Consider the following 12122-nt stretch of genomic DNA (forward strand, 5'->3'; position numbering starts at 1 on the left):
CTATGGCTGTCCAGGTACATTCCCCGCGCGGCATATGTGCTGCGGGTCCGGTGCTGGCAGGTCCGGGGCGGGCCGGTTCGGCGCAGCCGGGTCCGCAACCGGGTCCGCAGCTGAAGGCCCATGGCCTGGCCGTCTGGGTCACCCCGGAAGGCGACCAGGACATTGATGACGCCGTGATGGCGCGCGCCGCGGAACTGTTGCTGGCACGTGCCCTGAAGATTGCTCCGGAGGCGGAAGTCCACATTTGGCCTGCCGCCGGAGCTGCAACGTCCGCTGCCGAGGCTGGCCTGCCGGGGGGACCGCACGGGCCAGCCGGCAGCGGAACCCGGGTGCCGTCGTCGTCCGTTCCGGAGGACTCCCCGGAGGACGACGACGGCGCAACTCCCCTCCCGCCGTCGGCCGGTCCCGCGAGCCTTGTGTCCGTAGACCTCGCCGCCAGCGAGGTCCGGCTGGACGGCAAGCAGGTGGCGCTCACCGGCGTCGAGTTCAAACTGCTGCGCTACCTCGTGGAAAACTGCTCGCGGACCGTCAGCCGGGAGGAACTGCGGCTGTTCCTGGAATCGTTCGATTCCCCCGCGGCGGCCTCGCGCTCCATCGATGTGTACGTAGGCCGGGTGCGGCGGAAGCTGCGCCGCGGCCGGCACGCGATCGCCACAGTGCGCGGCGGCGGCTACCAGTTCGTCCCGGGCCCCCACACCAAAGTGCGCGGACCGGCGGAATACTGCATCTGAACCAGTGGTTGTGCAAGTACAGCCGTCTGGCGCACCCGTTGAGGACGCAGCTCTTTTGTCAGTAAACAGACTCCCGAAGGATCACCATGAGCCCCACCCTGACCACCAAGCTCCAGCCCGGAACCCAAGCACCGGACTTCACCCTGCCGGACGCCGAAGGCAAGCCGACGTCCCTGGCCGACTACCGCGGCAAGAACGTCATAGTGTACTTCTACCCGGAAGCCGCCACCCCCGGCTGCACCACCGAAGCCTGCGACTTCCGCGACAGCCTCGAGTCCCTGCAGGGCTCCGGCTACGAGGTCCTGGGCGTCTCCCCCGACGCCCCCGAAAAGCTGGCCCACTTCACCGGCGACTTCGCGCTGACCTTCCCGCTGCTGGCCGACGAGGACCACGCCGTGGCACTGGCCTACGGCGCCTGGGGCGAAAAGCTGCGCGACGGCGAAGTGACTGAAGGAATCGTCCGCTCCACCGTGGTGCTCGATCCCGAGGGCAAAGTGAAGCTGGCCCAGTACCAGGTCAAGGCCCAGGGCCACGTGGCGGCGCTGAAGGAAACCCTGGGCGTCTAAGGACGCTCGTTACCTTCCGGCAGAGGGGTTTTAGCCCGACGCTCTCTCACTTGGCGCAACAAAAGCCGGAATGCTGTCTCACGCCGTGAGAGAGCATTCCGGCTTTTTCTGTAACTAGCGAGAGAGGGTCCGTGCGGTTGGAGACGCCGGTGGTTGGAGACGCCGGTGGTTGGGTTAGAGGCGGCTAGAGGCGGGCCCGGTCAGATACCAGTGCTGACTGACGCACCTGCGCCGGGGTGAAGCGGGCGCCGGCGTCGGGGAATCCGGGGACCTCAATCCGTGCGTGGCTGTGGACGTCGGTGACGGTATCCCGTGTGTGCTGGGCGATCTTCGCCATCGTGGTCACCCACATCCCGTCCATGCCCTTGACCCGGCTGATCAGCTGTTCCAGGGCCACGGCCTTGGAGGGCCGGCCGGAGATGAACGGATGGTTGGTGAGCACGAAGCAGCTCCCGGCGGCGTGATGCGCTTCCGCTTCCAGCGTCCACATCTCCAGGACCTTGGCGGGGCTTTCGATGACGCCGCTGCCGGTAACTCCCGGGTAGAAGGCGTACTGCTCCCAGTCGTCCAGCGCCCAGTCGACTGGAATCTCCACCAGGTCCCTGGAGTCCCCGTCGGCGACGCTGAAGCGGTACGGTGCGTCGCCGTCGAGCAGGCTGGAATCGTACAGGAAGCCGCGGTCCGCAAGGAGCGCCGGCGAGTGCCAGTTCAGCTCCCACCACGGGGCGCGGTAGCCCACCGGCCGCACGCCGGCTACCTTGGCCAGTGCCTCCAGCCCGCGGTCGATGTAGCGTGCCTCGGTGGCGGCGTCGATGCCCTGCATGGGTTCGTGCAGGTAGCCGTGGTGGGCGATCTCGTGGCCGGCGTCCACAATCCGGCGCACCACGTCGGGGTAGCTTTCAGCGGTGAATCCGGGGATGAAGAACGTGGCCTGGATGTCCTGGCGCTGCAGGATCTGAAGCAGCCGGGGCACAGCAACCTTGGGTCCATATGACTGGTGGGTCATGAGCGACATCCGGCGCGTGCTGGTGGGATCGTGGGCGATGGTGCAGGACTCCGCGTCCACATCGAAGGTGAAGGACGCGGCCGCCCGGTACCCTTCGGGCCAGGTGATGGGGTGGGCGGAGTCCGGGAAGGCGGGGAATTCCATGGTCCGAATCCTTTCTACAGCGAAACTGCGGTTGACGGGCGGGCTGCAGCGTCCGGGACTGTGGTCTCCGGGACGGTTACCGGGACCGGCTCAAAGGCGGCACCGGCCAGAAACTTGCGGTGGACCCGCGGGCCAAGAACCGCGTAGCACGCAGCGCTGCTGAGGCCGCCGGCGAGCCAGGACAGATCCCAGCCGCCCAGGGCCACGGCGATGGGGCCCTGCATTGCGGGGACAAGCCCGTACATAAAGAGCCAGGTGGAGAAGATGCCGACGAGAAGGGACACGATGCCGGCCCAGTTGACGCCGGGAAGGCGCTTGGTGCCCACCCCGTCGAACAGCCGTGCGGCTTCGCCGGGCCACTTCTTCTCGATCCAGAAGAAGTGCACCAGCATCACGCCGCCCCAGGCAGCCACCCATGCCACCAGGCCGATCAGCCAGGCGTCCAGCACGGCCGCGAAGTCCTCCTGGAAGATGAAGAAGATGACGGCGATAAGCGAGAAGACGCCGACGAAAAGGTTGAGCTTGCGGCGGCTGATGGTGATGTCGAGTGCCTGCGTCGCAACGGAGAAGGTGTAGATGTTCAGGATGTTCGTGGCGATGGGTCCGTGCAGGACCATCAGCAGCACCGGAAGTGCCAGGACTCCGAAGTTCTGGACGATGAGTTTGCCGGGATCGATCTCGCCGCTGTTCGTGGCGAGGCTGGCGCCCAGGATTCCGAGCCAGACGACGGGGATGAACTGGCCCAGGACCGAGGCGAGGTAGACCTTGCGCTTCGGAACTTCGGTGCTGACGAAGCGGGAGTAGTCGGCGGCGTAGGTGAACCAGGTGATGCCCCAGCCGATGCCGATGGCCGTCATGACGGCGCTCATCGCGGCGATCCGGTCCGAGCCTTCGAGGATGTTGCCGGCAGGGCCGGCGTAGGTCCAGTTGATCTTCATGCCGAACCAGGCGACGGCGGACATAACCGCCAGGATGATGATGGTGGGCGGGACGGTCCACTTTTCAAACGCCGCAATGGCCTTGTAGCCGAACCAGGCGATGGCTACCTGCGCAGCCATGATGGTGGTGGCGACGCCGATCTTCCAGGCGTAGTTGTGGGCGGTCGGGTCAACCCAGCCGAGGGTGCCGAACAGTGCCATGACAAGGTCCAGGATGATCCAGGTGTTCACCGCGCACCACCCGATGACCAGTAGCGCCTGGATGGCGGCCGGCAGGTAGTTTCCGCGCCGGCCGAATGCCGCGCGGGCCAGCACCATGCCGGTGGCACCGGTCTTCTGACCGAGCAACACGAAGCAGCCGAACAGGAGCATGCCGATCAGGTTCCCCAAAACCAGAACGGTAACGGTGTCGGCAAAGCCAAGTCCGAGGTGGATGCCCAGGGCGCCGAGCACCCAGTTGATGGGCGCAAGGTTTGCCCCGGCCCAGATCCAGAACTGTCCGGAGACCTTCCGGGTCCGCTGTGACTCGGGGATGGGCTGGAGCCAGGCTTCGACGTCTTCGCCGGCTGCGGGCACGTGGCCGGCCGGGACTGCTGTGGAGTTGTTTTGCATGTGGGGCCTCCGTGGGAGAAAGGGGATACAGCCAGAGTATGTGCCGCAGACCACACACAACAAGATACGATATGTACATCAAAAGACCCATTTGTGTGACGGAGCGTAATGCCAATAAAGCTCAGTGAGATCCTGAACCATGCCACCCTCACCGCCGCCGATCCCGTGATCCGCGCCGGTGCTGGCGCTGTGGCGGGTACGCAGCTGCGGTGGGTGCACTCCAGTGAAGTCTTGGACATCGCGCCGTTACTTAGCGGCGGTGAGCTGCTTCTTACCGGCGGCGATGCACTGGTAACTGCCTCGGATGCCCGCCGTGTTGAGTACGTTCGCCAGCTCTCAGAGCGCGGGGTCGGTGCGCTGGCGGTGGAAACGGGCCAGCGGCTCGCCTCGCTGCCGTCGTCGATGATCCAGGCCGCGGAAACCGCCGGGCTTCCCCTTATTGAATTCCGCAAGGTGGTGCCGTTCGTGGGCATCATGCAGGCGATTAACTCGATGCTCGTCAGTGAATCGGTGGCCCATCTGCGCCGTGCTGATGAGGCCAGCCACGCCATGGCTGTTGAGCTGGCCCACGGGAGCAGTCTGGACCAGATCCTTGCCGTGCTGGCCGGAATCATCGATGCGACACTGGAGCTCTCGTCCGTGTCCGGTGTGACGCTGGGCAACGCCGGCCCGGACGGCGCCGGGACACGTCCGGCAGGCAGCGCCGATTCCCAGCCGGCAGAGGTCCCCGAATCCGGCAGCGGCTCCTCCGCAGAGCCCGGACGCGCGGCAGGGCCGGGCTCCGACGGCACGCTGATCACCATTGATGTGCCGGTCCGTGGCGTGCCCTCCGCGAGGCTACAGATCAACGTACCGGCCGGCGGCGACGTCAACCTGGCGCGCGTGGCCGGCGGCCGATGCGTGGACATCCTGTCGCTCGCGCTGCTGCAGCGGATGCCGCCAGGGCTGAAAGAAGTGGCCGGAACCGCGCTGCTGCGGGCCGTAAGTTCCGGCAGCCAGCCGTGGCGGCTTCAGCAGCTCTCCCCCGCCGCCGGGATCCCGCCCTCCGCGACGGTGGTCGCCGTCGTCGTCCGGTCGTCCACCTCTCAGCAGCTGAGGGCAGCCATGGACAATATCCTCAAGCGCACGGCGCAGCAGAGCGCCAGCTATGTGGACAACGCCGAGCTCCTGGCGCTTGCCGCCCTCCCTTTTGACGGGGCGGCGGCCGCTCGGGCCGGGATCGTGGCGGCCCTCCGGGAGCTCCCGGTTGAGGCGGGAACCATGACGGCCGTAGGTCCCCTCGCGGCAGGGATCGAACACGCGCCGTGGTCGCTGTCGGAGGCGAAGAGCGCCCTGGATCTCGCCGTCAACGGCTCGCTTCGGTCGGCGGCCCGGCCGGCGTCGGACACCGAAGGCGTGGTGATCGACGTCGAAAACCTGGCGGTGGAGCGCCTGGCGGTGCAGCATCTGGACCCGGGCACCCGGCAGGATTTCGTCCGCCAGCAACTGGGTCCCGTGCTGGATCACGACGCCCGGCGCAATTCCCAACTGCTCGCAACGCTGGCCATCTGGCTGGACTCCGGCTGCAATACGGCGCAGGCCGCCAGGGAGCTGCACGTGGAGCGGCAGTCAATGCATCACCGGCTGCAGCGGATTTTTGAGTTGTGCGGCGGGGATCCCCGTGGAACCGGCCGGCTCGCTGCGCTGCACCTCGCCACCCGGCTGGCGGCGTTGTAGCCACCAGCCACCAGCCACCAGGACGCTCTCTCACTTAACGCAAGAAAAATCGGGACGCTCTTTCACTTTCCCTAAGTAAGTGACAGAGCGTCCCGGTCAAACCCACCGGAAGTGAGAGAGTGTCCTAGCGGAGCACCACGGTCCTGTTGCCGCGCAGGATGACCCGGCCCTCGCAGTGCCAGCGCACCGCGTTGGACAACGCCTTGCACTCGGTGTCGCGGCCGGCGGCCACCAGGTCTTCCGGGCCGTAGGTGTGGTCCACTTCCACCACCTGCTGGGAAATGATCGGTCCTTCGTCCAGCTCGCCGTTGACATAGTGCGCCGTGGCACCCACCGTCTTCACCCCGCGGGCGTAGGCCTGGTGGTACGGCTTGGCGCCCTTGAAGCTGGGCAGGAACGAGTGGTGGATGTTGATGGCACGCCCGTCCAGTTTGCGGGTGAGGCCGTCGCTGAGAACCTGCATGTAGCGGGCCAGCACCACGAGTTCCACGTCGTACTCGTCCACCAGTTCCAGCAGCCGCGCCTCGGCCTCCGGCTTGGTGGCGGCCGTGACGGGCACGTGGAAGAACGGGATGCCGTGCCATTCCACCAGGGCCTGGTGGTCGGTGTGATTGGACACCACGGCCACCACGTCCACCGGCAGCTCACCGATCCTGGCGCGGAACAGCAGGTCGTTGAGGCAGTGCCCGAACTTGGACACCATGATCAGCACGCGGCGCTTGGAACCGTGCGGCTCCAGCCGCCAGGTCATCCCGAAACGGTCGGCCACCGGGCCAAAAGCGGCCCGCAGGGTATCCGCGGTGGAGGCATCGCCGTCGGACGCAAAGTGCACCCGCATAAAGAAGTGCCCTTCGGAGCGTTCGCCGAACTGCTGGTTGTCGATGATGTCGCAGCCGTGTTCCAGCAGGAAGCCGGAGACGGCGTGGACGATGCCCGGCGACTCGTTGCAGTCGAGCGTCAGGACGTGCTCCACGGTGGTCGCGGGCTGGCCAGCGAGGGACGGGAGGGAAGAAGTTTCAGTCTCAATGGCAGTCATAAGCTCAGCACTCGATCACATTCACGGCGAGGCCCCCACGGGAGGTCTCCTTGTACTTGGTTTTCATGTCCGCTCCTGTCTCGCGCATGGTCTTAATGGCTTTATCCAGCGATACCTTGTGGCTGCCGTCGCCGTGCAGGGCAAGCCTGGCGGCGTTGATGGCCTTCACACTGGCAATGGCGTTCCGTTCGATGCAGGGGATCTGCACCAGGCCGCCCACGGGGTCGCAGGTCAGCCCGAGGTTGTGTTCAATGCCCACCTCGGCGGCGTTCTCCACCTGTTCGGGAGTGCCGCCGAGCACCTCGCAGAGTCCGGCGGCCGCCATGGAGCAGGCCGAGCCCACTTCGCCTTGGCAGCCCACTTCGGCGCCGGAGATGGAGGCGTTGATCTTGAAAAGAATCCCGACGGCGGCCGCGGCCAGCAGGAAGCGGACCACACCGTCGTCGTCGGCTCCGGGAACAAACTTGACGTAGTAGTGCAGCACCGCCGGCACAATCCCGGCCGCGCCGTTGGTGGGGGCGGTGACGATCCGCCCGCCGGCGGCGTTTTCCTCGTTCACGGCCAGCGCGAAGAGGTTCACCCACTCCATGGCCCGGAGGGGGTCCGTCACGCCGGTGTCCGCGGTCAGGGTTTTGAATAACGACGGCGCCCGGCGCCTGACGTTCAGCCCGCCCGGAAGGATCCCTTCCGCGGCGCAGCCGTTGTCCACGCATTCGCGCATGACGGCCCAGAGTTTCAGCAGCTCCGTCCGGAGCTCCGCTTCGCTGCGCCACACCAATTCGTTGGCGAGCATGACGTCGGAGATGGACATCCCTTCGCGGCGGCAGATCTCCAGGAGTTCGTCGGCCGTGGTGAAGGGGTACGGCAGCGGGGTGTCGTCCGCCACTACTTTGTCTCCTGCGTCGGCGTCGCCGTCAACCACGAAGCCGCCCCCAATGGAATAGAAGCTCCGTTCGCTGAGCACGGCACCGGTGTGGTCCAGCGCCCGGAAGGTCATGCCGTTGGGGTGGGCGGGCAGGGACTTGCGGCGGTGCAGTACCACGTCCTCGTCCCAGTTGAAGTCCACCCGGTGGTCCCCGCCGATCCGGAGTTCGGCGTCGAGTGCCGCCGCGGCCACCTGGTCGTCCGCGGTGGAGGTGTCCACGGTTTCCGGGTCCAGGCCCTGGAGTCCGAGCACCACTGCCTTGTCGGAGCCGTGGCCCCTGCCGGTGGCGCCGAGCGATCCGAACAGTTCGGCCTGGACCCGCGCGGTGGCGCTCAGATGGCCGTCACCTTTGAGCCCGTCGGCGAACAGTTTCGCCGCCCGCATCGGGCCGACCGTGTGTGACGACGACGGCCCGATGCCAACGGAGAAGAGGTCCAGGGCGCTCAGCGCCATCAGGGCACCTCGGGGGAAGCGTATTCCCTCATGGCGTCCAGAAGCCACCGGCCCAGGAAGTCCGCAAACGAAGCCCGCGGGAAGAGCCGGAAGCTCTCGTCCCCGGTCTTCAGCAGGATCACCGGGATGTTGCCCACCTCGGTGGTGAGGGCCGTTCCCGGGGTAAAGCTGCGGGGGTGCAGGTCCAGGGCGCAACCCTTCTCCAGGACGGCGCGGGCGCGCGGGCCGGAGAGTTCAAACGTGGTGCGGTTAGCGGAAAGGTCCACCACCTGGCCCGGTGCGTCACCAAGGGCGGCCGTGAGGGATCCGATCAGGTCCCCGCCGAGGGAATCATGGGCTTCCTCCGGCGCCACCACCAGGAACTCGGACGGCGCCAGCCAGAGGACACTGACGCTGTCCGTGCCGCTGACTTCGCCGCACCGTGCCGGCAGGCCGCCGGCGACGGCTGCGATCCGTGAGCCCTGTTCGGAGCGGGGGTCAACTCGGACCCCTGCCATGGTCTGGAACGGGCCCTCCTTCAGGACCACTGTTCCCTGGACGGAGCCGGTCTCCAGCGCGGCGGTCAGGTGGGAGGCCGGGCTGCGACGGATGTCCCGGAGTCCATTGATGCCTTCGAGTGCTGCTGTGTTAGCCATCTTTGCGGGTCCCTTCGGGGTCAAAAAGTACAGTTTCTGCGACAACGACATCAACCAGCTGGTCGCCGGCTGCGGCCACGAGGGTCTCGCCGATGCGGTTGCGGCCATTCTTGATCAGGGCCAGGCCGAACGACCTGCCCAGTGCGGCGCTGTGGTAGCTCGAGGTCACGAAGCCCTGCATGGGGACGGGACCGTAGGCGGGGTTGACGGTGATGCCCTTCTCCACGAGCTGGGTGCCTTCCGGCAGCCGCAGCGTTCCGTCCACGGGAAGGACGCTGACCAGGTGCTTGCGGTCCTCGCGCTTGGCATCGGCCCGGGCGTAGGAGCGCTTGCCGATGAACTCCTTGGCCTTGGAGACCACCCATTCCATTCCCGCATCCTGCGGGGTGACGGTGCCGTCGGTGTCCTGGCCGACGATGGGGTAGCCCTTTTCGGCGCGGAGCACGTGCATGGTTTCGGTGCCGTAGGGGGTGATGTTGAATTCGGCCCCGGCCGCGGCCACAGCCTCCCAGGTGTTCAGTCCGTACCAGGACGGCACGTTGATTTCGTAGGCCAGTTCGCCGGAGAACGAGATCCGGCAGATCCGGGCTTGCACGCCGGAGGCGAGGGTGGTTTCGCGGAACGTCATGAACGGGAAGGCTTCCGCCTCCAGCCCGCCGTCGGCAGCGAGTTCCGGTGCCACCTTGGCGATGACCGCGCGGGATTTGGGTCCGACGACGGCAATGGTGCTCCACTGTTCGGTCACCGAGGTGCAGTGCACGTCCAGCTCAGGCCATTCGGTCTGCAGCCATTCCTCCAGCCAGTCCAGCACCTTTGCGGCTCCGCCGGTGGTGGTGGTCATGAAGAACCGGTCCTCGTCGAGGCGCAGGGTCACGCCGTCGTCGAAAATCATGCCGTCCGCCATGCACATCACGCCGTAGCGGGCGGAACCCGGGGCGAGCTTCTTGAACGCGTTGGTGTAGATGCGGTTGAGGAACTCACCGGCGTCCTTGCCGCGGATTTCGATCTTGCCGAGAGTGGTGGCGTCCATGAAGCCCACGGATTCGCGGACGGCGGCGCACTCGCGCAGCACGGCGGTGTCCATGTCCTCGCCGGCCTGCGGGTAGTACCAGGGGCGCTTCCACTGCCCCACGTCCTCGAACAGGGCGCCCTTGGCAACGTGCCACGGGTGGATCGAGGTGACCCGGGCGGGGTCGAACAGTTCGCCGCGCTGGCGTCCGGCCAGTGCTGCGAAGGCCACGGGGGTGAACGGAGCGCGGTAGGTGGTGGTGCCGATGTCCCCGATGCCACGGGAGGCTTCGCCGGCGGTGCGGAGTGCGGCGGCGATGACGCCGATGGCGTTGACGCCGGAGGTCTTGCCCTGGTCGTTGGCGGTGCTGATGGAGGTGTAGCGCTTGATGTGCTCCACGGACCGCATCCCGGCGCCGGTGGACCGCAGCACGTCAGCCACGGACTGGTCGCGCTGGAAGTCAACGAAGTGGTGGTGCCAGTCATCCGGCGTGCCCTCCTGACCCGGAACCAGCCACAGCTGGCGGGTGGGGGCGGATGCCTTTGGTTCGCCGATCACTGACGGCTTGGTTTCCGACGCGAAGCCGGCACCGATGGCGGCTGCCGCACCGGCGGAGATGCCTTCGGCGAGGCAGTCCTCGAGCTCGAAGCTGCCGCGGCCGGAGCCGATGGTCTGCTGGTTCGGAACCACGGTGCTCGGCACGAAGGCCGCGAGCTCGTCGTCCCAGCGCAGCTTGCCCTGGCGCTGGGAGTGGAGGTGGACCAGCGGGCTCCAGCCGCCGGAGACTGCCAGCAGGTCGCAGGCGATCTCTTCGATGCCCGAGGTGAGTTCGCCGTCGTCGTTGATGCTGCGGACGGTGACGGCGTCCAGGCGACCGTCGCCGGACTCGGAAGCGGAGGTGTTCGCCACAGCGCTGCCGATCAGCACCCGGGTGCCGGATTCGACGGCGGCGGCAGCCACCGGCGTGAGGCGGGGACGGGCGTCGACGACGGCGGCCACCTTGACGCCGGCGGCGCGGAGGTCCGAAGCCAGGGCGTAGGCGCTGTCGTTGGTGGTGCTGATGACGACGCGCTGCCCGGCGGCCACGGCGTAGCGGTTCAGGTAGCTGCGGACGGCCGAGGCGAGCATGATGCCCGGGCGGTCGTTGTTCTCGAACACCAGCGGGCGTTCGTGGGCGCCGGGAGCTACGACCACCTGATTGGCACGGATGTGCCAAATCCGCTGCCGGGACACGCCGGGGGCGGCCGGGCTGGACAGGTGGTCGGTGCGGTTCTGGACCGCGACGACATAGTTGGCATCGTAGGCGCCGAAGGCCGTAGTGCGGTTGAGGACGGTGCATTCGGCGGCCGAGACGAGCTCGGCTTCCACGTCAGCCACCCATTCCAGGGCCGGCTTGCCTTCGATGGCCTCGGCCAGGTCCGGTGCGGTGGATCCGGACAGGAGCGTGCCGCCCAGCTCGGGCTGGTCGTCCAGCAGCATCACGCGGGCGCCGGTGCGGACGGCCTCGCGGGCGGCGGCCAGGCCGGCGGGGCCGCCGCCGATCACCAGGACGTCCGTGTGCACGAACTTCTTGTCGTACTCGGCGCGGTCCTCCTCGGGGTCGAGGCGGCCCAGGCCGTTGAGCAGGTCCGCCTTCAGGCCGTCCACCAGGGTGACGGTAGTGGCGGGGAGCATGGATTCGGCTACGTGGCCCGGGAACCGTGCTTCGACCCTCACCAGCGCGTTGGATTCCTCCACGCCGGCGGACATGATGCCGCGGGGGCGGTCCTCGTAGAGCGAGTTGCCGGCGGCGATCCGGCCGTTGGCGAGCAGGGCCGAGGCCAGCGTGTCGCCGGGGTGGCCGGTGAATTCCTCGCCGTCCACGGTGAAACGCCAGGAAATGCTGCGGTCGATGCGTCCGCCGGCGGCGAGGCGGGCGTTCTGGGAAGTCACTTGGTTGCTCCTTCCGGGGCGGTGGTGCTGGAGGCGGTGCTGGTTGCAGAAATGCTGGTTGCAGAGGTGCTGGGCGCGGCGCTGCCGGTTGTGGTGCTGTCAGCGGCGGTGCTGGCAGTGCCGGACTCGGCCGCCGCTGGGACGGACACGTCAGGCCGGGGCGTGCCCATTGGGTAGACGGCCTGGATGTCGTAGGTGACGGTGTCGCGGAGCATGTTGAACCACTGGCGGCAGCCGGTGCTGTGCAGCCAGCGCTCAGCGAAGGTGCCCTTGGTGTTGTCGCGGTAGAACAGGAACTCGGCCCATTCGCGGTCGTTCATGTCGTTCGGGTTCTCCGGGTACGGCACGTGGGCCTGGCCGCCGTAGTGGAACTCGGTCTCGTCGCGCGAGCCGCAGTTGGGGCATGAGATAAGCAGCAT

At 67.3% G+C, this 12122-nt stretch carries 10 protein-coding genes; 3 read left to right on the forward strand and 7 right to left on the reverse strand.

Going from position 1 to position 12122, the window contains the following annotated elements; all coding sequences use genetic code 11:
* Positions 1-2 precede the first annotated feature (2 nt).
* Positions 3-731, forward strand: a complete 729-nt coding sequence (locus tag TV39_RS18630; RefSeq protein WP_043484483.1) for a winged helix-turn-helix domain-containing protein — start codon at positions 3-5, stop codon at positions 729-731.
* Positions 732-817: 86 nt separating this feature from the next.
* A complete protein-coding gene (bcp, locus tag TV39_RS18635) occupies positions 818-1297 on the forward strand; it encodes a thioredoxin-dependent thiol peroxidase (RefSeq protein ID WP_043484486.1) in 480 nt (159 codons plus the stop codon).
* Between the two features lie 184 nt (positions 1298-1481).
* Here the strand turns inward: bcp and TV39_RS18640 are convergent, their stop codons facing one another.
* A complete protein-coding gene (locus TV39_RS18640) occupies positions 1482-2447 on the reverse strand; it encodes a polysaccharide deacetylase family protein (RefSeq protein ID WP_043484489.1) in 966 nt (321 codons plus the stop codon).
* 14 nt (positions 2448-2461) lie between these two features.
* On the reverse strand, positions 2462-3997 hold the full coding sequence (locus tag TV39_RS18645) for a purine-cytosine permease family protein (protein WP_082049879.1): 1536 nt from the start codon (positions 3995-3997) through the stop codon (positions 2462-2464).
* 108 nt (positions 3998-4105) lie between these two features.
* On the opposite strand from TV39_RS18645, the gene TV39_RS18650 reads away from it, so the two are divergent.
* A complete protein-coding gene (locus TV39_RS18650) occupies positions 4106-5713 on the forward strand; it encodes a PucR family transcriptional regulator (protein ID WP_043484492.1) in 1608 nt (535 codons plus the stop codon).
* A 124-nt stretch (positions 5714-5837) separates the two neighbouring features.
* On the opposite strand, the gene purU is transcribed toward TV39_RS18650, so the two are convergent.
* Genes purU through TV39_RS18675 form a run of 5 tightly spaced genes read right to left on the reverse strand, consistent with a single transcriptional unit; the run spans position 5838 to position 12122 of the window.
* Positions 5838-6749, reverse strand: coding sequence for a formyltetrahydrofolate deformylase (gene purU / locus TV39_RS18655; RefSeq protein ID WP_052500625.1), 912 nt, complete (start codon positions 6747-6749; stop codon positions 5838-5840).
* 4 nt (positions 6750-6753) lie between these two features.
* Positions 6754-8127, reverse strand: coding sequence for an L-serine ammonia-lyase (locus tag TV39_RS18660; RefSeq protein WP_043484495.1), 1374 nt, complete (start codon positions 8125-8127; stop codon positions 6754-6756).
* Positions 8127-8762, reverse strand: coding sequence for a sarcosine oxidase subunit gamma (locus TV39_RS18665; protein WP_043484499.1), 636 nt, complete (start codon positions 8760-8762; stop codon positions 8127-8129). The genes TV39_RS18660 and TV39_RS18665 overlap by 1 nt, the downstream gene beginning before the upstream one ends.
* Positions 8755-11703, reverse strand: a complete 2949-nt coding sequence (locus TV39_RS18670) for a sarcosine oxidase subunit alpha family protein (protein ID WP_043484502.1) — start codon at positions 11701-11703, stop codon at positions 8755-8757. The genes TV39_RS18665 and TV39_RS18670 overlap by 8 nt, the downstream gene beginning before the upstream one ends.
* The gene (locus TV39_RS18675) at positions 11700-12122 is read right to left on the reverse strand and encodes a sarcosine oxidase subunit delta (RefSeq protein WP_043484504.1); all 423 of its coding nucleotides are present in this window, start codon (positions 12120-12122) and stop codon (positions 11700-11702) included. Before TV39_RS18675 ends, TV39_RS18670 begins: the two co-directional genes overlap by 4 nt.

The organism is Arthrobacter sp. SPG23, assembly GCF_000876655.1.
In the GTDB taxonomy this organism is placed as follows: domain Bacteria; phylum Actinomycetota; class Actinomycetes; order Actinomycetales; family Micrococcaceae; genus Arthrobacter.